The organism is Cupriavidus sp. GW822-FHT02D05, assembly GCF_058802485.1.
Genome location: NZ_JBXAOE010000025.1, coordinates 72,127 through 95,532, shown reverse-complemented (window position 1 = coordinate 95,532; position 23,406 = coordinate 72,127). Strand labels below are relative to the sequence as shown.

General features: G+C 64.2%; 20 protein-coding genes and 1 pseudogene. 17 read left to right on the top strand and 4 right to left on the bottom strand.

What is annotated here, in order from left to right:
- Nucleotides 1–29 precede the first annotated feature (29 nt).
- From AC1RQK_RS28875 to AC1RQK_RS28855, 5 genes are all read left to right on the top strand, one after another.
- Complete coding sequence (locus AC1RQK_RS28875; RefSeq protein ID WP_492374562.1) at nucleotides 30–1,268, top strand: branched-chain amino acid ABC transporter substrate-binding protein; 1,239 nt, start codon at nucleotides 30–32, stop codon at nucleotides 1,266–1,268.
- A gap of 181 nt (nucleotides 1,269–1,449) precedes the next feature.
- Nucleotides 1,450–2,397, top strand: coding sequence for a branched-chain amino acid ABC transporter permease (locus tag AC1RQK_RS28870; protein WP_150990296.1), 948 nt, complete (start codon nucleotides 1,450–1,452; stop codon nucleotides 2,395–2,397).
- A gap of 10 nt (nucleotides 2,398–2,407) precedes the next feature.
- Complete coding sequence (locus tag AC1RQK_RS28865) at nucleotides 2,408–3,721, top strand: branched-chain amino acid ABC transporter permease (RefSeq protein ID WP_043351905.1); 1,314 nt, start codon at nucleotides 2,408–2,410, stop codon at nucleotides 3,719–3,721.
- A complete protein-coding gene (locus tag AC1RQK_RS28860) occupies nucleotides 3,718–4,491 on the top strand; it encodes an ABC transporter ATP-binding protein (RefSeq protein ID WP_043346660.1) in 774 nt (257 codons plus the stop codon). The genes AC1RQK_RS28865 and AC1RQK_RS28860 overlap by 4 nt, the downstream gene beginning before the upstream one ends.
- Nucleotides 4,491–5,204, top strand: a complete 714-nt coding sequence (locus AC1RQK_RS28855) for an ABC transporter ATP-binding protein (protein ID WP_043346656.1) — start codon at nucleotides 4,491–4,493, stop codon at nucleotides 5,202–5,204. Before AC1RQK_RS28860 ends, AC1RQK_RS28855 begins: the two co-directional genes overlap by 1 nt.
- Nucleotides 5,205–5,278: 74 nt before the next feature.
- Here the strand turns inward: AC1RQK_RS28855 and AC1RQK_RS28850 are convergent, their stop codons facing one another.
- Nucleotides 5,279–6,652: an esterase-like activity of phytase family protein gene (locus AC1RQK_RS28850; RefSeq protein ID WP_492374563.1), complete on the bottom strand. Its 1,374-nt coding sequence runs from the start codon at nucleotides 6,650–6,652 to the stop codon at nucleotides 5,279–5,281.
- A 176-nt stretch (nucleotides 6,653–6,828) separates the two neighbouring features.
- Nucleotides 6,829–6,963 (bottom strand): hypothetical protein, encoded by a 135-nt coding sequence (locus AC1RQK_RS28845; RefSeq protein WP_492374564.1) that lies wholly within the window; start codon nucleotides 6,961–6,963, stop codon nucleotides 6,829–6,831.
- A gap of 51 nt (nucleotides 6,964–7,014) precedes the next feature.
- Here AC1RQK_RS28845 and AC1RQK_RS28840 point away from each other — a divergent pair, with 51 nt between their 5' ends.
- Nucleotides 7,015–8,166 (top strand): RNA ligase RtcB family protein, encoded by a 1,152-nt coding sequence (locus tag AC1RQK_RS28840; protein WP_492374565.1) that lies wholly within the window; start codon nucleotides 7,015–7,017, stop codon nucleotides 8,164–8,166.
- Entirely contained in the window at nucleotides 8,163–8,777 is a 615-nt protein-coding gene (prfH, locus tag AC1RQK_RS28835; protein WP_492812637.1) for a peptide chain release factor H, read from the top strand. The genes AC1RQK_RS28840 and prfH overlap by 4 nt, the downstream gene beginning before the upstream one ends.
- An 80-nt stretch (nucleotides 8,778–8,857) precedes the next feature.
- Here the strand turns inward: prfH and AC1RQK_RS28830 are convergent, their stop codons facing one another.
- Entirely contained in the window at nucleotides 8,858–10,357 is a 1,500-nt protein-coding gene (locus tag AC1RQK_RS28830; protein WP_492812635.1) for a Fic family protein, read from the bottom strand.
- A gap of 233 nt (nucleotides 10,358–10,590) precedes the next feature.
- Between AC1RQK_RS28830 and AC1RQK_RS28825 the strand changes: the two genes are divergently transcribed.
- The 6 genes from AC1RQK_RS28825 to AC1RQK_RS28800 all read left to right on the top strand — a co-directional run bounded on the left by AC1RQK_RS28825 (nucleotide 10,591) and on the right by AC1RQK_RS28800 (nucleotide 17,051).
- On the top strand, nucleotides 10,591–11,232 hold the full coding sequence (locus AC1RQK_RS28825; RefSeq protein ID WP_253931174.1) for a helix-turn-helix transcriptional regulator: 642 nt from the start codon (nucleotides 10,591–10,593) through the stop codon (nucleotides 11,230–11,232).
- The gene (locus tag AC1RQK_RS28820) at nucleotides 11,222–12,193 is read left to right on the top strand and encodes an ornithine cyclodeaminase family protein (protein ID WP_492374568.1); all 972 of its coding nucleotides are present in this window, start codon (nucleotides 11,222–11,224) and stop codon (nucleotides 12,191–12,193) included. Before AC1RQK_RS28825 ends, AC1RQK_RS28820 begins: the two co-directional genes overlap by 11 nt.
- Before the next feature lie 28 nt (nucleotides 12,194–12,221).
- The gene (locus tag AC1RQK_RS28815) at nucleotides 12,222–13,184 is read left to right on the top strand and encodes a threo-3-hydroxy-L-aspartate ammonia-lyase (protein WP_492374569.1); all 963 of its coding nucleotides are present in this window, start codon (nucleotides 12,222–12,224) and stop codon (nucleotides 13,182–13,184) included.
- Between the two features lie 472 nt (nucleotides 13,185–13,656).
- Nucleotides 13,657–14,982: a dicarboxylate/amino acid:cation symporter gene (locus tag AC1RQK_RS28810; RefSeq protein ID WP_492812672.1), complete on the top strand. Its 1,326-nt coding sequence runs from the start codon at nucleotides 13,657–13,659 to the stop codon at nucleotides 14,980–14,982.
- A 114-nt stretch (nucleotides 14,983–15,096) separates the two neighbouring features.
- A complete protein-coding gene (locus tag AC1RQK_RS28805) occupies nucleotides 15,097–16,002 on the top strand; it encodes an amino acid ABC transporter substrate-binding protein (protein WP_492812632.1) in 906 nt (301 codons plus the stop codon).
- Nucleotides 16,003–16,010: 8 nt separating this feature from the next.
- Nucleotides 16,011–17,051: a threo-3-hydroxy-L-aspartate ammonia-lyase gene (locus AC1RQK_RS28800; RefSeq protein WP_492812630.1), complete on the top strand. Its 1,041-nt coding sequence runs from the start codon at nucleotides 16,011–16,013 to the stop codon at nucleotides 17,049–17,051.
- On the opposite strand, the gene AC1RQK_RS28795 is transcribed toward AC1RQK_RS28800, so the two are convergent.
- Nucleotides 16,952–18,496: an amino acid permease gene (locus AC1RQK_RS28795; protein ID WP_492812628.1), complete on the bottom strand. Its 1,545-nt coding sequence runs from the start codon at nucleotides 18,494–18,496 to the stop codon at nucleotides 16,952–16,954. The two genes, AC1RQK_RS28800 and AC1RQK_RS28795, sit on opposite strands and share 100 nt — an antisense overlap.
- Nucleotides 18,497–18,990: 494 nt before the next feature.
- On the opposite strand from AC1RQK_RS28795, the gene AC1RQK_RS28790 reads away from it, so the two are divergent.
- The 4 genes and pseudogenes from AC1RQK_RS28790 to AC1RQK_RS28775 all read left to right on the top strand — a co-directional run.
- Nucleotides 18,991–21,072 (top strand): 3-hydroxyacyl-CoA dehydrogenase NAD-binding domain-containing protein, encoded by a 2,082-nt coding sequence (locus AC1RQK_RS28790; protein WP_174426390.1) that lies wholly within the window; start codon nucleotides 18,991–18,993, stop codon nucleotides 21,070–21,072.
- Between the two features lie 91 nt (nucleotides 21,073–21,163).
- Nucleotides 21,164–21,799 carry a bifunctional nicotinamidase/pyrazinamidase gene (gene pncA, locus AC1RQK_RS28785; RefSeq protein ID WP_492812626.1) on the top strand — a complete coding sequence of 212 codons (636 nt, stop codon included), beginning with the start codon at nucleotides 21,164–21,166 and terminating at the stop codon, nucleotides 21,797–21,799.
- A gap of 128 nt (nucleotides 21,800–21,927) precedes the next feature.
- On the top strand, nucleotides 21,928–23,106 hold the full coding sequence (locus AC1RQK_RS28780) for an acetyl-CoA C-acyltransferase (RefSeq protein WP_492374573.1): 1,179 nt from the start codon (nucleotides 21,928–21,930) through the stop codon (nucleotides 23,104–23,106).
- A gap of 35 nt (nucleotides 23,107–23,141) precedes the next feature.
- Nucleotides 23,142–23,282, top strand: a pseudogene (locus AC1RQK_RS28775) (phenylacetic acid degradation protein); the annotation flags it as partial.
- Nucleotides 23,283–23,406 lie beyond the last annotated feature (124 nt).

Sequence of the window (23,406 nt, the reverse complement as noted above, 5' to 3'; positions counted from 1 at the left end):
AGCCAACAATAAAACCGAAGGAGACAAGCATGATCAGATTGCGTCCGCTCGTGGCAGCTACGGCCATTTTCGCGGCAATGGGTTCCGGGGTTGCGGCTGCCGATACGGTGAAGATCGCCTTTATCGACCCGCTGTCCGGCCTGATGGCGCCGGTGGGGCAGAACCAGCTAAAGAGCTGGCAGTTTGTCGCGGACATCGCCAACCAGAAGAACTGGGGGGGCGGGAACAAGTTTGAAGTGGTTGGCTTTGACAACAAGCTCTCGCCACAGGAAAGCCTGACCATCCTCAAGCAGGCGGTGGACCAGGGCATCCGCTATATCGTGCAGGGCAACGGCTCCTCCGTGGGCCTGGCGCTGGAAGACGCGGTGGCCAAGCACAACGAGCGTAATCCGGGCAAGGAGATCGTCTACCTGAACTACGCCGCGGTGGATCCGGACATGACCAACGGCAAGTGCAACTACTGGCACTTCCGCCTGGACGCCAATTCCGACATGAAGATGGAGGCGCTGACCACTTACCTGGCCAAGGATCCCAGCGTCAAGAAGGTCTACCTGATCAATCAGAACTACTCCTTCGGCCACCAGGTGGCGCGCGCCGCCAAGGAATACCTGAAGCGCAAGCGTCCGGACATCCAGATCGTCGGCGAAGACCTGCACCCGCTGGCGCAGGTCAAGGACTTTGCCCCTTATGCGGCCAAGATCAAGGCCTCCGGGGCCGACACGGTGATCACCGGTAACTGGGGCAGCGACCTCGCGCTGCTGATCAAGGCCGGCAAGGACGCGGGCCTGAGCACCAACTACTACACCTACTACGCCGCCACCACCGGCGTGCCGACCGCCATGGGTCCGTCGGAAGCCGGGCACGTCAAGTACGTCGGCTACTACAACCCCAACAACAAGGGCTTCAAGGGCGCGGACGTCATCGAAGGCTTCAAGAAGAAGTACAACGATGACTTCTACGTGATGGCCGCGTACACCGGCATCGCCATGCTGGGCAAGGCGTTCACGGACGTCAAGTCGACGGATCCGGTCAAGGTGGCCAAGGCGCTCGAAGGCCTCAAGGCCGAAAGCCTGAATGGCACGGTGGAGATGCGCGGCTCGGATCACCAGGCCCAGCAGTCGCTGGTGGTGGCTACCTGGACCAAGGTTGACGGCAAGGAGGTCAAGTTCGACCAGGAAAACACCGGCTTTGGCTGGAAGACCGATGCGCTGATGGATCAGTACGTGGCAGCGCAGCCGACTTCCTGCCAGATGAAGCGCCCGGGCTAAGCTCGCGCGCGGCGGATGGCGCGGCCAGTTCCGGCGCGCCACCCGATCCTGCATACTTCGGTCGACCCGGCGCGACGCATGCCGCTTTCGGGTGGGCGGCGCTCACCCGCGCGCGCCCGTTCTCCGACCGGCCGATCGGTGGCCGCCAACTGGCCACGTGCGTCAGAATGAAGGATAAGTTGTGGAATTCTTCGTCATTTCCCTATTGAACGGCGTCAGCTACGGGCTGTTGCTGTTCATGCTCTCTTCCGGGCTTACGCTGATCTTCAGCATGATGGGCGTGCTGAACTTCGCGCACGCCAGCTTCTACATGCTGGGCGCGTACTTCGCCTACACCATTGCCAGCAAGATCGGCTTCTGGCCCGCGCTGATCTTCGCGCCGCTGCTGGTGGCCGGCGCTGGCGCGCTGGTGGAGCGCTTCGGGCTGCGCACCGTGCACAAATACGGGCACGTGGCGGAGCTGCTGTTTACCTTCGGCCTGGCTTACCTGATCGAGGAAGGCGTGAAGCTGGTATGGGGCCTTGCCGCCGTACCCTACCGCATCCCGGCAGAGCTGGACGGGCCGCTGTTTACCGTATTCACCTCCTCGTTCCCCAAGTACCGCGCCTTCATGATGGTGGTGTCGCTGGCAATGCTGGTGGCGATCTACCTGGTGCTCACCCGCACCCGCATCGGGCTGGTGATCCAGGCCGCGCTGACGCATCCGGAAATGGTCGAGGCGCTTGGCCATAATGTGCCGCGCGTGTTCATGATGGTGTTCGGTGGTGGCGCTGCGCTGGCGGGGCTGGCCGGCGTGATCGGCGGCAATGCCTTTATCACCGAGCCGTCGATGGCGGCGGCGGTGGGGTCGATCATCTTCGTGGTGGCGGTGGTGGGCGGCATGGGGTCTTTAGTGGGGGCGTTCATTGCCTCGCTGCTGATCGGCGTACTGCAGACCTTTGCCGTCACGCTTGACGCCTCGCTGGCTGGCCTGCTGGGCTCGATCGGCCTGCAGGTTACCGACAGCACGCCGCTGTCCTCGCTATGGAAGCTCACGGTGGCGCAGGTTGCCCCGGTACTGCCGTATCTGTTGCTGGTGGTGATGCTGATCTTCCGCCCGCGTGGTTTGATGGGCACCAGGGAGGGTTGATAGCATGAGCATGGAGACGACAATGCAACAACGCCGCGAGACGGTTGTGACCGGCAGCACCATGCGCTACCGCCCGATGAACCTGGCACGCTGGGCGATCTGGGGCCTGACCGCGGCCCTGATGCTGGTGATGCCGCTGTTCTTCACCGGCGGGTTCGCCATCACGCTGATGTCCCAGATGGGCATCATGATTATTTTCGCGCTGTCCTACAACATGCTGCTCGGGCAGACCGGCATGCTGTCGTTTGGCCATGCGGTGTACGCGGGCCTGGGCGCCTTCATCGCCATCCACGTGCTCAATATGGTGGGGGCGGGCAAGGTATGGCTGCCGGTGTCGCTGCTGCCGGTGGTGGGCGGCCTGGCCGGCGCCTTCTTCGGCGTGCTGTTCGGCTATGTCACCACCAAGAAGTCCGGCACCACCTTCGCGATGATCACCATGGGCATCGGGGAAATGGTATTTGCCAGCTCGCTGATGTTCCCGGATTTCTTCGGCGGCGAGGGCGGCATCTCCACCAACCGCATGGTGGGAGACCCCGTGTTCGGCATCACCTACGGACCCGGGCGCCAGGTGTACTACCTGATCGCGGTGTGGTGCCTGTTGTCGATGGTGGCCATGTACGCCTGGACCCAGACGCCGCTCGGCCGCATTGCCAACGCGGTGCGTGACAACCCGGAACGGGTGGAATTCATCGGCTACAACACGCAGCGCGTGCGTTACCTGGTGCTGATCCTGTCGGCGTTCTTCGCCGGCATCTCGGGGGCGCTGTCGGCCATCAACTTCGAGATCGTGTCGGCCGAGAACGTCAGTGCGGTGCGCTCCGGCGGGGTGCTGCTGGCAGCCTTCATTGGCGGCGCGGGCGTGTTCTTCGGGCCGGTGATCGGCGCGGTGGTGTTCATCCTGTTCGCGGTGGCGCTGTCGGACCTGACCAAGGCCTGGCTGCTGTACCTTGGCCTGTTTTTCGTGCTGATGGTCATGTTCGTGCCGGGCGGCATCGCCAGCTTGCTGATGATGCAGGTGCCGCTGCTCGCGCGCGGCAAGCTGCGCGCCATGTTGCCCGACTACGGCCGCGCCGCGGCTGCCGGGCTGGTGCTGCTCGCCGCGGTGATCCTCACCGTGGAGCTGGTCTACAAGGTGCAGGTGGACAGCGCCAACGGGACGGAGATGTCGCTGTTGCGCATCGGCTTCGACGCCGCGACGGTGAAGCCGTGGCTGGTGGCCGCAGCGTTGTGGGTGGCCGGCCTGCTGGCTTGCCGCGCCGCGCGCGCGCGGGTGCGCGCCACGTGGGACAAGGTACAGGCCGAAATGGCGGGAGGCACGGCATGAGCGCCGCACTGGAACTGAACGACGTACGCAAGAAATTCGGCCAGACCGAGATCATCCGGGGCGTCAACCTGAGCATCCCCAAGGGGGAGCGGCATGCGCTGATCGGCCCCAACGGCGCCGGTAAATCGACCACCTTCAACCTGATCTCGGGGCGCTTCGCGCCAAGCTCGGGCACGGTCAGGCTGAATGGGCAGGAGATCGGCGGGCTGCAGCCATTCGTGATCAACCGCATGGGACTGTCGCGCAGCTTCCAGATCACCAATATCTTTCACCGCTTGTCGGTGTTCGAAAACCTGCGCTGCGCGGTGCTCTGGTCATTGGGCTACAAGTATTCGTTCTGGCATCGCCTGTCCGAGCTGCGCGACGCGCGCGAGCGGGCGGACGAAGTGCTGGAGCTGATCGGGCTGCAGCACCGCCATAGCACCCAGGCCAGCCTGCTGACCTATGCGGAACAGCGCGCGCTGGAGATCGGCATCACCATCGCCGGCGGCGCCGAGGTGATCCTGCTGGACGAGCCCACGGCCGGCATGAGCCGCTCGGAGTCCGACCATGCGGTGGAACTGATCCGCCGCGTCACCGTGGGCAAGACCCTGGTGATGGTGGAGCACGACATGAGCGTGGTGTTCGGGCTGGCCGACCGGATCTCGGTGCTGGTCTACGGCGAGGTCATCGCCACCGACACGCCCGAGGCCATCCGCGCCAACCGCAAGGTCAAGGAAGCCTACCTGGGCACGACCCTGGACGAACCTGCTACTGAGGGAGCGCACTGATGGGCAAGCGCATGCTGGACGTGCAGGGCCTGCACGCCTACTACGGCAAAAGCCATATCCTCCACGGCGTCGACGCGCATATCGACGAAGGCGAGATCGTCGCGCTGCTGGGCCGCAACGGGGTGGGGCGCTCGACCATGGCCAAGGCCATCCTCGGCATGGTCAAGGCGGAGGGCTCGGTGCGCTTTCGCGACGAAGAGATCCTCGGGCGGCGCACCTTCGAGATCGCCCACCTGGGCGTGGGCTACGTGCCGGAGAACCGCGATATCTTTCCCACGCTCACGGTGCGCCAGAACCTGCAGCTCGGGGAGAAGCGCAATCCGCGCCAGTCCAAGCCTCGCTGGACGGTGCAGGACATGTACAACATGTTCCCGCGCCTGAAGGAGCGCGAGAATACGTCAGCCGGCGTGCTCTCCGGCGGCGAGCAGCAGATGCTCACGCTGTGCCGCACCCTGATGGGCGACCCCGACCTGGTGCTGATCGACGAGCCTACCGAAGGGCTGGCCCCGATGATCGTCGCGCTGGTGGGCGATTACCTGAAGGTCTTGAAGGAGCGTGGCGTGTCGGTGCTGCTGATCGAGCAGAAGCTGGCTATCGCGCTGGATATCTCGCAGCGGGTCTATGTGATGGGGCACGGGCACATTGTGTTCGAGGGCACGCCTGGGGACCTGAAGGCCAATGCCGCCATTCGCAAGGAATGGCTGGAAGTGTAGGCCGGATGGGTGTCCTCGTTAGCCCGGGACACCCATCCACGCCGGCTCGTGCGCCGGCACTGCCCTGAGGCCAATTACTTCGCCCTCAGGAACTCACCGACCTCAAGCAGCACCAGTTCATTGTCGTCGGCCTTGTTAGGCTCGCGGCTGCTGGAGAAGGGCAGGTTGTTGTCGTTGCCGACCACGATATGGGTCGGGTCGACCACATCCACGTTCTCGATGGTGAAGAACGGGAACTTGAGCACGCCTTCATTGAGCGGCTTGCGGGCCAGCTTGTCGGGGTCGGCGATATTGAGCAGGTCGATGTAGCCGATCTTGCGCACCGGGCCGCCCGCGTTGGCGTCGCTCAGTTCGATCTTGTAGATGCGCTTGAACTTGGCGATATCCGAGAAGCAGTCGTTGCGCTTCTGGCCTTCGGGGCAGGCTTTGTCGGCCGTGCCTTCGCCGTTGTCGCGCTCGATGATGAGGCCGGTGCTGGCGTCGATCATGTTGAAGTCGCCGATGGCGTTGCCATTGGCTTCCAGCGGGTACTTCCATGAGCGGCCCGTCCACTTGCCGGCCTGGGTGTCGAACTCCAGCACCCGCAGGGCTTCCTTGCCGCCGATACGCTCAAAATCCTTGGTTTCGGCGCTCCACACGGGGCCTTCCAGCAGCGCGTAGAGCTTGCTGCCGTCCGGTGATGAGGCCATGCCTTCGAAGCCCTTGGAGCGCTTGACCTGGAAGTCCACCGCGCCGCCCGGCACGCCCGGCGTGGTCACGGCGGGATGGTCCGGCGAGCGGACGACCTTGCCGTCGACCAGCGTGTCGTACACGGCCAGCACCTTGCCTTGCAGGTCGGCCTTGATCAGGAAGGGCCCGAACTCGTCGCCGATCCACAGCGCGCCGCCGGCGAACTGGAAGCTTTCCGTGTCGAAGTCCGAACCGGTCAGGTAGCGTTGCCTGGTGCCTTCGTGGACGACGCGGAAGGGCACCTTCTTGTCCGGATCGTGCAGGAACACAGTGCCCAGGCGATGGAGCTTGCCGCTCTTGAAGTCCACCTTGTAGTGATTCAGGTAGAGCATGAAGTCCGGCGAGTTGGCCTTGCTGCCGGCGCCGTTGTCGGTCAGCACCCAGAAGCTGCCGTCCGCCATGTGCTTGATGCCGGAATGGCCTTGCAGCGGCTGGCCCTTGAAGGGCAGCGAGACGCCCGTCGGCCGGTTGTTCGACTGGCCTTCCACCGCACCGATCTTTTCCACGCGCGCGCCGGTGGTGAACTTGCCGCTCTCCTGCAGGTCCTGCGGCGCGTCCTTGGGCGCGGCGATATAGCTCTGCGCGGGCAGGATGGCGTGGCCGGCGAGGGTGGCGGGGTAAGCGGCAGGGGCTGTGGCCTGGGCCGCGGCGGGCAAAGCCCAGGCCGCAGCGGTGACGGCGATAACGGCAATGACGGTCGCGGACGGGAGGATGCGCATGTAGGAGAAAAGTGGTGTCGAAAGACCGCTACGATGCATGGGCCACGTGACGGTGGCGTGATGAAGGCGTGACGCTCGCGTGACAGATAAGTGTCTCGGTCTGACAACAGCCGCGCGCGCTGATCTGATCGTCAACATTGCCAGATCACGCCATTGCGCATTACGATCGTTTCCCTTCATTCATCAATCGCACTGCAAAGGAGAGCACACCATGAAAACGTCGACGCATCCTTGCAGGCCGCGCCAGGTTTAATCGTTCCGCCGCGCAAGCGCATTGCCAAATTGGCATCGCGTTGCGCGGTGAGTTGCATTGCCCGGCTCCGGCCTGCCACATCAGATTCTTTCTCTTATCTGGATGGTATATGGGCAATGGCATCAAGCATCTGTCCGAACGCGTATCGCTGATCGCGTCGGACCACACCTGGATCGAAGGCGACGCGATCCAACAACTTCACCACACCGCTAGTCTCGCCGGCATGGAGCGAGTCGCCGGCATGCCTGACTTGCATCCTGGCCGGGGCTATCCGGTGGGCGCGGCCTTTTTCTCCAGCGGCCGGCTTTATCCTGCGCTGGTCGGCAATGACATCGGCTGCGGCATGGCGCTGTGGCGCACGGAGCTGGACGCGACCAGGATCGGCGCGGACCAGCTGGAGAAGCGGCTCGGCAATATCGATGGGCCGCTCGACGCGTCATGGGCCGAGGCCGTGGCGCAGGTCGTGGCCAGCCAGTCTCTGCAAGGCGTGGGGCACGAGCACGCGCTGGGCACGATCGGCGGGGGCAATCACTTTGCCGAAGTGCAGCAGATCGACGAGATTCTCGACGAAGCCGCGGTGGCGGCGCTCGGGCTGGAACGCCGCCGGCTGGTGCTGCTGGTGCACAGCGGCTCGCGCGGGCTCGGCCAGGCAATCCTGCAAGCTCAGATCGAGCGCTTCGGCCACAGTGGCTTGAGCGGCGGCAGCCAGGATGGCGCCGACTATCTGGCCAGGCATGCGCAGGCGATGCGTTTCGCGCAAGGCAACCGCGAGCTGGTCGCGCGCCGCATGCTGGACCGGCTGCGGGGCGGCGGCGAGCGGGTGCTCGACGTCGACCACAACTTCCTGGCCGCGGCCACGATCGACGGCATTGCCGGCTGGCTGCACCGCAAGGGCGCCACGCCGGCCGATGCCGGCCCGGTGGTGATCCCGGGCTCGCGGGGAGATTACAGCTACCTGGTCGAGCCGGTCGCCGATGCGCGCAGCTTGTTGTCGCTGGCGCACGGCGCGGGCCGCAAATGGATGCGCGGCGAGTGCAAGAGCCGCTTGTCGGGGCGCTTTACCGTCGAGCAACTAAGCCGGACGCGCTTTGACAGCCGCGTGATCTGCCGCGACCGGCAACTGATCTACGAGGAGGCGCCGCAAGCCTACAAGCCCATCGAGAGCGTGGTGGCGGCGCTTTGCGACGCGGGCCTGGCAAGGCCGCTGGCGCGCCTGCGCCCCGTGCTCACATACAAGACCAGCGGGGAGTGCTGCCGATGATCCTGCTACAACTTTCCGCGGCGCAAGGGCCATCCGAATGCTGCCTGGCAGTCAGCCGGGCGCTCCGGCGCCTGCTGCACGAGGCGACGCTTTGCGGCGTGCAGATCGAGATCATCGACGAGGAGGGTGGCGAGCGCGCGGGCACCCTGCGCTCGGTGCTGGTGAGCCTGGATGGCGAGCCGGCGCCGGACTTGGCGCGCCAGTGGGAGGGCACGGTGCAATGGACTTGCCAGAGCCCTTACCGGCCCCGGCATGCGCGCAAGAACTGGTTTATCGGCGTGGCGCGTTGCGCTGCGCCGTCGCCAGCCCTGGCGGGCGAGATCCGCTTTGAGACCTGCCGGGCCTCCGGGCCAGGCGGGCAGCACGTGAACCGTACCGAGTCGGCTGTGCGCGCCATCCATGTGGCGACCGGCATCAGCGTCAGGGTGCAGTCCGAGCGCAGCCAGCATGCCAACAAGCGCATTGCCACATTGCTGATCGCGCACAAGCTGGCGCAGCAGGCGGACCAGAGCATGCTCGCCCAACGCGCCCGGCGGCGCTTGCTGCACCATCAGGTGGAGCGCGGCGCCCCGGTGCGGGTATTCAAGGGGGAGCGCTTCGAGCCGGCCTGAGGCAAGGACATGACGCGGCGCCTGCATTACGGACGCCGCGCCGGTGCCGGGGCGCTGGTGCCTGTCTCTATGCAGCGCCTTCATTCGCTGTTGGTGTCCTCGTCGCCAGCGTCATCCAGTACCTCTCGGACAGCCGCTTCAATCACGTCGAAGGAGGCTTGCGGAACGCGATCGGAAAAACGCTTGCGCCGCTTCTTGGAGATGACGCCATCGTTGTCGAGGCAGATGATCACCAGCGTCGCCAGATCATTGCCACGGACGTCGATTCGCTCGTTCACCCGCCGCATCACCTGATCATAGCGCCCAAGGAAAACCGTTTCCTGGCGCAACTCCACATCCAGTGCCTGCGCCGCCATCCGGAAACCGAATTCGACGCAATGCGTGGCATCCCAGTAGCGAAAGATCGAATCGTCCGTCTTGAACTCGAACTGGTATTCGCCTTCGTCGATCCAGGTAACCCTCACCCGCTCACGGGCCTGGCGTGAGTACGATTGGAGCGCAACAAGATAGTCCGCCTCATTTCGCTTCATGGCGACTGACACAGGCAGGAGCAGTCCCTTCGCCAGCTTCCCGGACGTGCACAAGGCTTTGTGAAAGAGGAATCGCGACAGCCGTCCATTGCCATCCATGAACGGATGAATGAAGACAAAGCCGAACGACGCGATGCTCGCAGCAACGATGGGGTCGGTCTGGCTCGGTGCGTCGTTGGCGAACGCCATCCACGCGTCCATGAGTGGCTCGACCAATTCCGGCCATGGCGGCACGTACGTTACGCCACTAGCGCCGCGCCCTGGCCCTCGGAGCCAGTTCTGCTCGCCCCGGAACTGCACGGCCTGATCGAGCGGGTTGAGCACGGTCGACGACTGCAATTCAGCCAGGTAGTCCTCGGTAAGGCGTTGGCCTTCATGGGCTTGGCGAAGGAGCTGGACAAAGGCACGAGCCTTGTCTTCGCTCGGGGCCTCATGCTCAATCGCATAGGAATCCTCTGTTTCATGCAGATAGGCCCAGGCTAGCGCACGGTCAAGCATGGCAGGTCCGAGGCTCTTCAGGAACGCGTTGGCACGCCCCGGGATGTCGGAGGCGATCCCGGCCTCGATCGCCGGTGTGCGTTCGACCGTGGCGCAGTAAGCCAGGGAGCCTAGTCCGTTGAAATCTACCCGCCACCGTGCATCGCGGCGCGAGGGGCCTGTGATATAGCGAGCTGGATCGAATACGCTCACATAGCCGACCGTGATCTCCGGCCGACCCTCAAGCCGCTGGCCACTGAAGTGTTCCCAGAGAAACGCCGCGATCCGGATGTACTGGCCATTAGGTGTTTGGTGCAGCGCTGCAAGCATTTGCGCCGCGGGGATTGTTGGGAGCGCTTGAGCCAGGATTTGGAGATTGACCCCTTCGTGCTTCAAGGCGAACAGAACGTGATCCAGTGGCTGGGCTGATTGTGGTGCCACCTGTGCCGGAATGGCCAGCAGTCCGTTGCCTGGCATCACCTTTGTGACCGGCTGTATTCGCGCTGGCTGCGCTAGGGCAAACGCAGTCAACTCACCTGTTCGACGAAGAAACTCATACCCCACTGCGCTCATATTTTTCTCATCGCCCCATGTTTTTTCGCATTATTGCATGACGCATCCTCTTTTTTGTAAGAAGTTACTTTTAGGTAACTTTATACGGCGATGGCCAGATGGTGGTGGTGAGGTTTTTTCTTAGCCGCTTATGATTTTTGCCAGTTTTCAAGTGATGGATCAGATTTTTGCCAGTCGGTGTTGTGATCAATCCTGACGTTGACGAATTATCTACATTTGGATAACCTGTCCATATGAAAAAACGTACACCAGAACGCACGCCCGAGCAACAAGCGCTGCTCGAGCAACTCAAGCAGGTGGCCCAAGGTTTGAGCGAGACCTTCGCGCCCTTTTGCGAGGTGGTTGTTCACGATCTGCTGGACCCCAAGCACGCCATTCTCGCCATCCATAACAACCTGTCGGGCCGTCAGGTGGGAGACCCCGCAACCGAGCTGGGCCTTGCCCGTATCGCCGACCCCGAGTATCCGCAGGTGATCGCCAACTATGCGAATCAGTTCGCCGACGGGCGGCAGGCCAAGAGCACGTCGATCGGCATCAAGGATTCGGCCGGGGGCTATGTGGCCGCCCTGTGCATGAACGTCGACCTGACGCTGTTCCGCAGCTTGCAGAACGTGCTGGGCCAGTTTGGCAGCGTGGACGCGGGCGCGGCCATGAAGGAGTCGCTCGACCCGGCCGGCGCAGATGCCATCCGGGCCCGCATCGACCAGTTTGCCGCACGGCTGGCCACCACGCCGCGATCCCTCAAGGCCGAAGACAGGCGTGCGTTGCTGCGCGAGCTCAAGGAGGCGGGGTTCATGGAGGTGCGCCGCGCCATGGAAATCGTGGCGCTGCATCTCGGCGTGTCGCGGGCTACGGTGTACAGCTATGCCAAGTGAAGCGCGCTTGCTCCTGCTCGACAAGAACCAGGTCGAGTCACTGCTGCAGCCGGCAGATGCCATGGAGGCGGTGAGCGAAGCCTTTGCCCTGCATAGCCAGGCAGAGGGCCGTGTCTTTCCGCTGGTTCGGGAGCCGCTGGCGACCGGTGGCGTGTTCGGCATCAAGTCCGGCGACGTCCAGTCGCAAGGCCTGCTGGGTTTCAAGGCGGCTGGATTCTGGCCGGCCAACCGCGAGGTGGGCGGCGAGCCGCATCAGGCCACGATCATGCTGATCGATCCGGCAACCGGGCGGCCAGTGTGCATGATCGATGGCAACGCCGTCACCACGATGCGCACCGGTGCCGCCGGCGGCCTTGGGCTTCAGTGGCTGGCACGCCAGGACAGCGAGCGCCTGTGCCTGTTCGGCACCGGCGTGCAGGCGCGGATTCAGTTGACGTTTGCCCTTGCGCTGCTGCCCTCGCTCAATCAGGTTCAATACGTTACGGTAACGGGCCAGCCCGACGCGGCGTTCGAGCGCGCCTTTGCCGAGCGCTGTGAGATCTCCCATGCCCCTGAGCGCAATGCGGCAGTGGCGGGCAGCGACGTAGTCATCACCGCTACGCCTGGCGGCGGTGCGCTGTTCGACCTGCAAGCCGTGCAGCCAGGCACGCACCTGAACTGCGTGGGCGCGGACACGCGTGGCAAGCGCGAGTTGCCCGACGGCCTGCTGGCGCGCGCGCGGCTGTTCGTCGACGATCGGGCCCAGGCCCGCCAGATCGGCGAGACGCAGTGGGCGCCGGACACGCCTTGTACGGAAATCGGCGACGTGCTGGGCGGCAAGGTGCGAGTTGAGCGCCACGGCACCGACATCACCATCTTCGATATGACAGGCCTGGCCTTGCAGGACCTGACGGTGGCCCGCCTGCTCCAGCGGCGAGCCGCCACCGCGCAAGCTGGCACCAGCATCCACTGGCCCTGGTAGCCTTTTTACTCAAACGAGACTTACGATCATGCTGAATCTACCGACCTTTGATGATGTGTCAGCCGCCGCTGCGCGGCTTGAGGGCTACGCGCACCGCACCCCCGTCATGCGCTCGCGCACCGCGGACAAGGAAGTGGGCGCTGAGCTGTTCTTCAAGTGCGAGAACCTGCAACGCATGGGCGCTTTCAAGTTTCGTGGCGCCTTCAACGCGTTGTCGAAGTTCGACGAAGGCCAGAGGCGGGCGGGGGTGGTGGCCTTTTCCTCGGGTAACCACGCGCAGGCCATCGCGCTCTCGGCCTCCCTGCTCGGCATGCCGGCGACGATCATCATGCCGCATGACGCGCCGGCCGCGAAGGTTGCCGCGACCAAGGGCTACGGCGGCAAGGTGGTGATCTATGACCGCTATACCGAGGACCGCGAGGCAATCGGCCGCAAGCTGGCCGAGGAACAGGGCCTGACGCTGATCCCGCCGTATGACCACCCGGATGTCATCGCCGGGCAGGGCACCGCCGCCAAGGAGTTGTTCGAGGAAACCGGCGAGCTGGATGCCCTGTTTGTCTGCCTTGGCGGCGGCGGGCTGCTTTCCGGGTCCGCGTTGTCCGCGCGCGCGCTGTCTCCCCAATGCAAGATCTACGGCGTGGAGCCTGCCGCTGGCAACGACGGCCAGCAGTCGTTCCGCACTGGCTCGATCGTGCATATCGAGACACCCAAGACCATCGCCGACGGCGCGCAGACGCAGCACCTTGGCAACTACACGTTCGAGATCATTCGCCGCGATGTCGATGACATCGTTACCGCGACCGACGACGAGCTGGTCGACTGCATGCGCTTTTTCGCGTCGCGCATGAAGCTGGTGGTGGAGCCCACCGGCTGCCTCGGCTTTGCCGCCGTGCGTGCCATGAAGGCCGAACTGCAAGGCAAGCGCGTGGGTGTCCTCATCAGCGGCGGGAACATCGATATCGACCGGTTCGCCGCGTTGCTTGCTGGCTGATTGGCCCGATCCGCGCGCGGGCCGGGCGGTGCGCATGGCACCGCCCGGCCATGCCGCGTGGCGCAGGTGACGTTGGCCCCGGCGGCGTGATTGCCGGGGTCGGCGGCATCACAGCCAGGAACAGATTCGACCATTCCTACCGATCGCCATTCGTGTGAGCCTGTCCATCAGGCTGCGCGCGCGATGGCATTTGCCTTCACCGGGATCCCCACTCGGTATCGCTATCGCATGCCTGGCCTCGCTCTGGCCATTCCCTCCATTCCCTCCATTCCCTCCATTGTTTCCGCTTTGCTGCCGTTGCCCGAAGGCATGCGCCTGCGTGCGCCTGTCGCCGGCGCTGTGCACTCATCTTGCCGAAACACTTCGGGTTTTCATTGTGTTGACGTTTTATCTAGTGTTGGATAATCTGTCTTATCGACATGGGCGGGATGCACTGTGCGTCGATATTGGAAACTGGCCAGGAGGCGAAGCTTTGAAAACCACTAACAAACTTACCCGCTGGATCATGCTCAGCATGGTCCTGGGTGTCATCGTCGGCTATGCCTGTCACCGCATGGCGGCCGACGCGGCAGCGGCCAAGACGATTGCCGGGAATTTCTCGATCATCACCGAGATCTTCCTGCGCATGATCAAGATGATCATCGCCCCGCTCGTGTTTGCGACCCTGGTCTCGGGCATCGCGAGCATGGACGACACCAAGGCAATTGGCCGTATCGGCGCCAAGGCCTTGACATGGTTCCTCCTCGCGTCACTCGTGTCGCTGAGCATCGGACTGCTGTTCGTGAACCTGGCGCAACCCGGTGTCAGCCTGAACATGGCTCTGCCGGACGCCGGCGCAAGCACGAATCTCAAGACCGGCGCACTCAACTTGAAAGAGTTCATCACGCATATTTTCCCGAAGAGCATCTTCGAGGCCATGGCGACCAATGAGATCATGCAGATCCTGATCTTTTCGCTTTTCTTCGGCATTGCGCTGGGCAAGACGACCGGTGGCTCGGGCCAATTCCTGAAGCGGTCCGTCGACGAACTGATGCACGTGATGCTGCGCATCACGAATACGGTGATGTTGTTCGCGCCGGTCGGCATCTTTGCGGCGCTTGCCGCGGCCATCACCGTGCAGGGCCTTGACGTACTGGTGACCTATGGCAAGTTCATTGGCGCGTTCTATCTCGCTTTGCTGGCCCTGTGGGCCGTGCTCTTTATCGCGGGCTATGTGGTTCTCAAGGGGCGTATGTTCGATCTGGCAAAGGGTATCCGCGAACCCATGATGATTGCCTTTTCCACCGCCAGCAGCGAGGCGGCTTACCCGAAGATGATCGAGCGGCTGCAGCGCTTCGGGGTGAAGAAGCGCCTGGTCGGCTTTGTCCTGCCGCTGGGATACTCCTTCAACCTCGACGGTTCCATGGTGTATCAGGCGTTTGCGGCGGTCTTTATCGCGCAGGCCTTCGATATCCATATGTCGCTCGGGCACCAGATCACCATGCTGCTGATCCTGATGGTCAGCAGCAAGGGCATGGCCGCGGTCCCGCGTGGCTCGCTGGTGGTGGTAGCAGCCATCTTGCCGATGTTCGGCTTGCCGGAGGCTGGGCTGTTGCTGGTGATGGGAATCGATCAGTTCCTGGATATGGGGCGCACGGCGACCAATGTCCTGGGCAATAGCATTGCCACTGCCGTCGTTGCCAAATGGGAGGGAGAGTTGGGGACCGAGGAAGAGTTTGACCCGCTCTGCGTCGATGTGGCCGCCGGTCACGGCGAACCGGTCGCACCAGCGATACCTTCCCCGGCGCGCATGGCTTGATCGCACGGAAAAGCAATTTGCTTATGAGAATGCCGGGCATGCTCTTATAAGAAAGATATTGTTTCGCTGGGGCGGAGTGCGCAATACGCTACGCACTTTGCCCGAGTACCTGCCATGTCCTTTCCTGTCTCATTCACAGCGCGCGCATTCGTGGCGCTGACCGCCCTCGCTGCTTTGGCCAGCCTCCAGTCCGCGCGCGCCCAGAACCCGATCCTGGAGCAGATCCGGGAATCCGGCACGATCACGATGGGCTATCGCGAGGGCGCGCTGCCGTTTTCTTTCTCCGACATCAAGGGCCAGCCTTCGGGCTACGCCGTGGATTTGTGCCTGCGTGTGGCCGAGGCCGCGCGCCAGAAGCTCGGCCTGAAGGACCTGAAGGTGCGCTGGCTGCCGCTGACGGCGCAGAGCCGCGTGCCGGCGGTGATGAACGGTCTGGTGACCGTGGACTGCGCGCCCAACACCAATACGGTCGAGCGCCAGAAGCAGGTCGCATTTAGCGTATCGCACTATGTGTCTGTGGTCCGCATGCTGGTTCGCGAGGATTCCGGCATTCAATCTCTCAACGACCTGCGCGGCAAGGTCGTGGTCACCAGCGCGGGCTCCACCGGCGATCGCCACGTGCGCCGGCTCAAGACCCAGTACGCCTACAACGACGTGTACGCGAAGGACCATAACGAGTCCTTCCTGTTGCTGGAGACCGGCCGTGCCCAGGCCTTCGTGCTGGATGATGTGGTGCTGTATGGCCTGCGCGCCAATTCAAAGGCCCCGTCGCAATACACGGTCGTCGGGCCGGCGCTTTCCACGGAGCGCAACGCGCTGATGCTGCCGAAATCCGATCCGGAATGGAAGCAGCTTGTCGACCAGACGTTGACCTCGGTCTTCGCCGGCCCTGAGGTGGTGGCATTACAGAAGCGCTGGTTCCAGCAGCCGATCGGCACGCGCGGCATCAACCTCGCGCTGACGCCATCGCCCGAGGTGCTGGCCGCGTGGAAGCGTCCCACCGACGAGGCGGCGGAGTGAGTCGGCCGATGCACGCAGCCCTGCCGACCTATGACGATGTGGTGGCCGCCGCGAGCCGGCTGGCCGGGCACGCGTGGCGCACACCGGTGCTGCGTTCGCCCGCGATGGATGCCTGGGTCGGCGCCGAGCTGTTCTTCAAGTGCGAGAACCTGCAACGTACCGGCGCCTTCAAGTTTCGCGGCGCCTTCAATGCGCTGGCGCGCTTCGATGCCGGGCAGCGCCGCCGCGGCGCGGTCGCGTTCTCCGGCGGCAACCACGCGCAAGGCATTGCGCTTGCCGGGCAGGTGCTTGGCATTCCGGTGGTGGTGGTGATGCCTCGTGACGCGGCGGCGTCCAAGGTGGAGGCGACCCGTGCCTGCGGCGCGCAGGTGGCCTTGTACGACCGCCAGGTGGACGACCGCGAAGCGATCACGCGGCGCCCGGCGGAAGAACATGGGATGACCCTGATCCCGCCCTACGACCATGCCGATGTCATTGCCGGGCAAGGTACGGTCACGCGCGAATTGCTGGAGGAAACCGGCCCGCTCGATGCCTTGTTCGTTTGCCAGGGGGGCGGGGGGCTGCTTGGGGGCGCCGCCCTGGTGAAAGAACAGCTCTCGCCCGGTTGCCTGCTGTACGGCGTCGAGCCGCAGGCCGGCAATCATGGGCAGCAGTCGCTTCGCCGTGGCGCCATCGTGCATATCGAGCCACCCGACACGATTGCCGACGGCGCGCGCGCCCAGCATCTTGGCGCGCTGACGTTCGGGCTGATCCGCCGCGGCGTGACCGACATCCTCGCCGTGCCGGACCATGCGCTGCTTGAATGCATGCGCATGTTCGCGCAGGCCATGAAGCTGGTGGTCGAGCCGACCGGCTGCCTTGGCCTTGCGGCCGCGCGCTATGCGGGGCTACCGCTGCAGGGCAAGCGTGTTGGCATCATCATCAGCGGCGGCAATGTGGATCTGGCGCGTTATGCGGCATTGCTGTCGGTGGACGCGTGCCTTGGCAGTGAAGCCGCAGCCGGCCCTGCCTCGGCTGCCCGCTTGCAGTTGAACGGCATATCTTCGTAGTCGATCAGCCGCGTCTTCTTGACCAGCCGATAGCCAAGCCAGAGAACCAGGAACAGCGGCACGCCGATGTAGGTGCCGACAATCTCCAGCCAGCGCCCGCGCACGTCGGAGAAGGCCTGGTAGTTCTGGCCAAGCACGATCACCACGCACAGCACGATGGCAAAGATGGGGCCAAACGGGTAGAGCGGCGAGCGGTAAACCAGGTCGGACGGCTTGTAGCCCTGGTGCACCAGCCCCCGGCGAAAGCGGTAGTGGCTGATGGCGATACCAAGCCAGGCGATAAAGCCAGTCATGCCGGACGTGTTCAGCAGCCACAGGTAGACCGCCTTGTCGCCAAACAGCGAGCTGAGAAAGCACAGGGCGCCGACGGCGGTGGTGGCGAACAGCGCGACGTAGGGCACGCCGCTGGCGGAGAGCCGCGCCAGCGCGCGCGGCGCCCGCCCGCTGACCGCCAGCCCGTAGAGGATCCGGGTGGAGGCGTACATGCTGGAGGTGCCGGCGGAGAGCAGGGCGGTCAGCACCACGGCATTCATCAGGCCAGCGGCGAAGGCCAGGCCGGCGTGGCGGAACACCAGCGCGAAGGGGCTGACGCCGATGTCGGTGACGTCGTTGCGCAGCAGGCTGGGGTCGGTGTAGGGGATCAGCACGCCGATGATCAGGATCGCCAGCACGTAGAACAGCAAGATGCGCCAGAAGGTCTGGCGGATGGCGCGCGGGATGGTGCGTGCCGGGTCGGCGGCTTCGCCGGCGGCCACACCGACCGTTTCCGTGCCCTGGAAGGAGAACCCGGCGATCATGGCCACGCCGAACATGGCGGGGATGCCGCCAACGAAGGGGGCATCGCCCAGCGTGAAGTTGTGCCAGCCGGACTGCGGGCCACCTTGCATGATGCCGAAGATCATCATCAGGCCGGCAGCCAGGAAGATCAGGATCGTGGCCACCTTGATCAGGGCGAACCAGTACTCGGCCTCGCCGAAGCCGCGTACCGAGAAGGCATTGAGGCCAAACATCAGCAGCAGGAAGCCCGCGCTCCACACCACGCCGGAGACGTGCGGAAACCAGTACTGCATCACTAGTTGAGCCGCCGCCAGCTCCACGGCAATCGTGACCGCGAGGCTGAACCAGTAACTCCAGCCGAGCGCGAAGCCAAAGCCTTCTTCTACGTACAGCGCGCTGTAGGTGACGAAAGAGCCGGCCACCGGCATATGCACGGCGAGCTCGCCCAGGCTGGTCATCAGGCAGTACACCATCAGCCCGATCAGGCAGTACATCAGCAGTGCGCCACCGGGCCCCGCCTGGGAGATCGACGCGCCGGAGGCTACGAACAGCCCGGTGCCGACCGCGCCGCCGATGGCGATCATGGTCAGGTGGCGGGCCTTGAGTTTGCGCTGCAGGTCGTCGTGCTCGACGACGGGGTGCTGGTGAGGATGAGGTTGGGAAGACATCAGGGTCACTGGAACTTCGGCGGGCGGGGCCGCGACTTCGGAGCGGGTGACGCCTTGTGGGGCACCCGAGCGGGCAAAGGGCGCGAGTTTAGCGGGTTATCCGGGTAAATCCGAGGGTTGCGGCGGTTTATGTCAGGAAAGTCGCCTACTGTGACTAGAGGCCATCCTCAGGAACTGGATAATGTGCTGTAGGGGTCATGAGACTCCGGGCTTACCCTAGCTTTTTGGTGGCCTTTGGCAGCCTGAATGCACGCCGGCGCGATCCGCCATGAATGAGGCGCATGGTGGTGCCAGCGAAGCCCCAAAATGAAATTGAACGACCGTGCTATTTTGTGTATGCTTGATCCGCTCGCGATAGGGTGGGCACGGGCCGAGGGGGGCAAGCACAGTGCTTCCCCGGTGGCCGGGCGGTGGTTTTGGGCCCCGCGGAAAAACATAATTCGAGAATTCGAATCCCGAGACACCTTCTAGTTCTAGTTACCAAAGGAACCAGCATGACAGCGCAGTATCAGGTTCAGGACGGCGTCGCCGTCATCACGCTCGACAATCCCCCCGTCAATGGCCTGGGTCTCAGCACCCGGCTTGGCATCGTCGAAGGCATGACCCGTGCGCTGGACGATGCGGCCGTCAAGGCCATCGTCATTACCGGCGCCGGCAAAGCCTTCTCGGGCGGCGCCGACATCCGTGAATTCAATACGCCCAAGGCCACCCAGGAGCCGACGCTGCACTCGGTGATCAAGGTCGTGGAAGGATCTAGCAAGCCCGTCGTGGCGGCGATCCATTCCGTCGCCATGGGCGGTGGCCTGGAACTGGCGCTGGGCTGTAACTACCGTGTGGCTTCGAAGGGCGCGCAGATCGCCCTGCCGGAAGTGAAGCTGGGCCTGCTGCCCGGCGCTGGCGGCACGCAGCGCCTGCCGCGCGTGATCGGCCTGGAAGCCGCCCTGAACATGATCGTGTCGGGCAACGCCATCCCCAGCGAAAAATTCGCCGGCACCAAGCTGTTCGACGAGATCGTCGACGGTGACGTGCTGCCCGCAGCCGTGGCGTTTGCCAAGACGGCGGCGGCCAACCCCGGCCCGTATCCCAAGGTGCGCGACCTGAAGGTCAAGCACGAGAACGCGGAAGGCTTTATCGCTTTCTCGCGCAATACCGTGGCAGCCGTTGCCAAGAACTTCCCGGCGCCGCTGAAGTGCGTGGATGCCGTGGCCGCCTCGCTCAAGCCGTTCGAAGCTGGCCTGAAGGCCGAGCGCGAGGGCTTCATGTACCTGATCACCACGCCGGAATCGCGCGCGCTGCGTCACGCCTTCTTTGGCGAACGCGCCGCCAGCAAGATTCCTGACGTGCCGGAAGGCACCGCAACCCGCAAGATCGAGAAGGTCGCCGTGATCGGCGCCGGCACCATGGGCGGCGGCATCACCATGAACTTCCTGAACGCCGGCGTGCCGGTGATCATGCTGGAAACCAAGCAGGAAGCGCTGGACCGCGGCGTGGCCACGATCCGCAAGAATTACGAAAACAGCGCCAAGAAGGGCAAGCTCACGCAAGAAAAGGTCGAGCAGCGCATGGGCCTGCTGACCACCACGCTGTCCTATGACGAGATCAAGGACGCGGACATGGTCATCGAGGCCGTGTTCGAGGAAATGGGCGTCAAGGAAATCGTCTTCAAGAAGCTGGATGAAGTGATGAAGCAGGGCGCGATCCTGGCTTCGAACACCTCCACGCTTGACGTCAACAAGATCGCCTCCTTCACCAAACGTCCGCAAGACGTGGTCGGCATGCACTTCTTCAGCCCGGCCAACGTGATGAAGCTGCTGGAAGTGGTGCGCGGCGAAAAGACGGGCAAGGACGTGCTGGCAACCGTCATGCAGGTCGCCAAGAAGATCAAGAAGACCGCCGTGGTATCGGGCGTGTGCGACGGCTTTATCGGCAACCGCATGATCGAGCAGTACAGCCGCCAGGCTGGCTACCTGCTGGACGAAGGCGCGCTGCCGGAGCAGGTGGACAAGGCCATCGAGAAGTTCGGCTTTGCCATGGGCCCGTTCCGCATGGGCGACCTGGCCGGCAACGACATCGGCTGGGCGATCCGCAAGCGCCGCGCGATCGACAAGCCGGAAATCCAGTACTCCAAGACCGCCGACCTGCTGTGCGAACTGGGTCGCTATGGCCAGAAGACCGGCGCGGGCTGGTACGACTACAAGGCGGGCGACCGCAAGCCGTACCCGAACCAGCAGGTCAACGACATGATCGTGCAGCATTCCAAGGACCTGGGCATCACCCGCCGCAAGATCTCCGATGAGGAAATCGTCGAGCGCCTGGTGTTCGCGCTGGTCAACGAAGGCGCCAAGATACTGGAAGAAGGCATTGCCTCCAAGGCCTCGGATATCGACATGGTCTACCTGACCGGCTACGGTTTCCCGCTGTTCCGCGGTGGCCCGATGCTGTACGCGGACCAGGTTGGCCTGTTCAATGTGGCGCAGTCGATGGCGCGTTATGCCAAGGGCTACCACGGCGAAGCCTGGCAAGCAGCCCCGCTGCTGGTCAAGTTGGCTGGCGAAGGCAAGGGCTTCAACGGCTAAGCATAGCCAAGGCGATTTCGCGCGGCGCAGTCAGGCCGCGCGGGGTTCTCATCACTGATCGCAAACCGGTCACCAAGCGAGGAGTAGCGGCATGGCCAAGCAATACGGCCCCGAAGATTGCCTGCTGGTCATCGACGTGCAGAACGACTTCATGCCGGGCGGCGCGCTTGCCGTGGCGCATGGCAATGAAGTCGTCCCCGTGATCAACCGCCTCGCGACGGCGTTTGCGCGAGTGGTGCTGACCCAGGACTGGCATCCCGCCGATCACGTTTCGTTTGCCGCCAACCATGCCGGCACGCAGCCGTTCCAGACCGTGGCGTTGCCCTATGGCCAGCAAGTCCTGTGGCCCACGCATTGCGTGCAGGGCACCTACGGCGCGGCGCTGCATGCCGGGCTGGAAGTGCAGCACGCGCAGATGGTGATCCGCAAGGGCCATCACCGCGAGGTGGATAGCTACTCGGCCTTCATGGAGGCCGACCGCGCCACCCCGACGGGGCTCGCGGGCTATCTGCGCGAGCGTGGCGTGCGCCGGGTGTTTTGCGTGGGACTGGCAACGGATTACTGCGTTGCCTGGAGCGCGCTGGATGCCCGCGCGGCGGGGTTCGAGGCCGTCGTGGTCGAGGATGCCTGCCGCGCCATCGACCTCGACGGGTCGCTGGCGCGTGCGTGGCAAGACCTGGAAGCCGCGGGCGTGCGACGCGTGCAATCGGCTGCGCTGCTGTCCTGAAACCGAAGAATCGCCAAGCCAACCCGAGCTGACGCGGCTGAACCCAGCCAACGACATATTGCATGACACTGCCGGACGTGAACGCACGCCGCAGGTCACCAGATACCAGAGATACCGAGGAGCAAGACATGAAAGAGGCAGTCATCGTTTCCACCGCACGTACCGGCCTGGCCAAAAGCTGGAAGGGTGCTTTCAACATGACCCACGGCGCGACCCTGGGCGGCCATGCGGTCCAGCACGCCATTGCGCGCGCCAAGATCGACGCCGGCGAAGTGGAAGACGTGCTGATGGGCTGTGCCAACCCGGAAGGGGCCACCGGCGCCAATATCGCGCGCCAGATCGCGCTGCGCGCGGGCTGCCCGGTTACCGTGCCCGGCGCCACCGTGAACCGTTTCTGCTCGTCCGGCCTGCAAACCATCGCCATGGCCGCGCAACGCGTGATTGCCGATGAAGGCGACATCTTCGTGGCCGGTGGCGTGGAGAGCATCTCCTGCGTGCAGCAGGAAATGAACCGCCACATGATCCAGGAAAGCTGGCTAACCAAGAACAAGCCGGAAATCTACTGGAACATGCTGCAAACCGCCGAGAACGTGGCCAAGCGCTACAACATCTCGCGCGAGCGCCAGGACGAGTACGGCGTGCGCAGCCAGCAGCGCGCGTTCGCGGCCCTGGAAGCCGGCAAGTTCAACGACGAAATCGTGCCGATCACGGTGCTCGCGGGCGTGGCCGACAAGGCGACCGGCCAGCTGATGACCAAGGAAGTCACGGTCTCGGCCGACGAAGGCATCCGCGGCGATACCACGCTGGAAGCCGTGTCGAAGATCCGCACCGCCATGCCCGGCGGCGTGGTCTCGGCAGGCAATGCATCGCAGTTCTCCGACGGTGCTTCGGCGGTCGTGGTCATGGATTCGAAGGTGGCCGAGGCCCGCGGCCTGCAGCCGCTGGGCGCGTTCCGCGGCTTTGCCGTGGCCGGCTGCGAGCCTGACGAAATGGGCATCGGCCCGGTGTTCGCGGTGCCCAAGCTGCTGAAGAAGGCCGGCCTGACGGTTGCCGACATCGGCCTGTGGGAGCTCAACGAAGCCTTCGCCGTGCAGGTGCTGTACTGCGCCGACACCCTGGGCATCCCCATGGACCGCCTGAATGTCAATGGCGGCGCCATCGCGGTGGGCCATCCCTATGGTGTGTCGGGCGCCCGCCTGGTCGGCCATGCGCTGATCGAAGGCAAGCGCCGTGGCGCGAAGTACGTGGTGGTGACCATGTGCATCGGCGGCGGCCAGGGTGCTGCCGGCCTGTTCGAAGTCTTCTGAGGCGGCACGTTACCGTGCGCGATCCGGCCGACCCGATGCTGGCCCGTGGCCGGGAGGTGCTGGCCAGCCAGCCCTTCCCGGTGCTGGTCGGCGCCGAGCTGGACGCGCCGGTGGTGACCTCCGAGTACAAGATCAACTACCTGCGCCCGGCGATCGGCGACACGCTGATCGCCCGCCTGGGCGAAGGCAGCTAGGCACGGCGGGAAAGAGACGGGCGCGCGAGCGCCTTTTTCTTTCCCCGCGCCGTTTAGAGATACAGAATTTGCGGTGCGCCATGAGAGCGCGCCGTTGTGGAGACAG

What these genes read in the sequence shown, in the direction of transcription:
- AC1RQK_RS28875 (WP_492374562.1), top strand. Translation starts at nt 30, where the DNA reads ATGATCAGATTGCGTCCGCTCGTGGCAGCTACGGCCATTTTCGCGGCA.
- AC1RQK_RS28865 (WP_043351905.1), top strand. Translation starts at nt 2,408, where the DNA reads ATGGAGACGACAATGCAACAACGCCGCGAGACGGTTGTGACCGGCAGC.
- AC1RQK_RS28860 (WP_043346660.1), top strand. Translation starts at nt 3,718, where the DNA reads ATGAGCGCCGCACTGGAACTGAACGACGTACGCAAGAAATTCGGCCAG.
- AC1RQK_RS28855 (WP_043346656.1), top strand. Translation starts at nt 4,491, where the DNA reads ATGGGCAAGCGCATGCTGGACGTGCAGGGCCTGCACGCCTACTACGGC.
- AC1RQK_RS28850 (WP_492374563.1), bottom strand. Translation starts at nt 6,652, where the DNA reads ATGCGCATCCTCCCGTCCGCGACCGTCATTGCCGTTATCGCCGTCACC.
- AC1RQK_RS28845 (WP_492374564.1), bottom strand. Translation starts at nt 6,963, where the DNA reads ATGCAACTCACCGCGCAACGCGATGCCAATTTGGCAATGCGCTTGCGC.
- AC1RQK_RS28840 (WP_492374565.1), top strand. Translation starts at nt 7,015, where the DNA reads ATGGGCAATGGCATCAAGCATCTGTCCGAACGCGTATCGCTGATCGCG.
- prfH (WP_492812637.1), top strand. Translation starts at nt 8,163, where the DNA reads ATGATCCTGCTACAACTTTCCGCGGCGCAAGGGCCATCCGAATGCTGC.
- AC1RQK_RS28830 (WP_492812635.1), bottom strand. Translation starts at nt 10,357, where the DNA reads ATGAGCGCAGTGGGGTATGAGTTTCTTCGTCGAACAGGTGAGTTGACT.
- AC1RQK_RS28825 (WP_253931174.1), top strand. Translation starts at nt 10,591, where the DNA reads ATGAAAAAACGTACACCAGAACGCACGCCCGAGCAACAAGCGCTGCTC.
- AC1RQK_RS28820 (WP_492374568.1), top strand. Translation starts at nt 11,222, where the DNA reads ATGCCAAGTGAAGCGCGCTTGCTCCTGCTCGACAAGAACCAGGTCGAG.
- AC1RQK_RS28815 (WP_492374569.1), top strand. Translation starts at nt 12,222, where the DNA reads ATGCTGAATCTACCGACCTTTGATGATGTGTCAGCCGCCGCTGCGCGG.
- AC1RQK_RS28805 (WP_492812632.1), top strand. Translation starts at nt 15,097, where the DNA reads ATGTCCTTTCCTGTCTCATTCACAGCGCGCGCATTCGTGGCGCTGACC.
- AC1RQK_RS28800 (WP_492812630.1), top strand. Translation starts at nt 16,011, where the DNA reads ATGCACGCAGCCCTGCCGACCTATGACGATGTGGTGGCCGCCGCGAGC.
- AC1RQK_RS28795 (WP_492812628.1), bottom strand. Translation starts at nt 18,496, where the DNA reads ATGTCTTCCCAACCTCATCCTCACCAGCACCCCGTCGTCGAGCACGAC.
- AC1RQK_RS28790 (WP_174426390.1), top strand. Translation starts at nt 18,991, where the DNA reads ATGACAGCGCAGTATCAGGTTCAGGACGGCGTCGCCGTCATCACGCTC.
- pncA (WP_492812626.1), top strand. Translation starts at nt 21,164, where the DNA reads ATGGCCAAGCAATACGGCCCCGAAGATTGCCTGCTGGTCATCGACGTG.
- AC1RQK_RS28780 (WP_492374573.1), top strand. Translation starts at nt 21,928, where the DNA reads ATGAAAGAGGCAGTCATCGTTTCCACCGCACGTACCGGCCTGGCCAAA.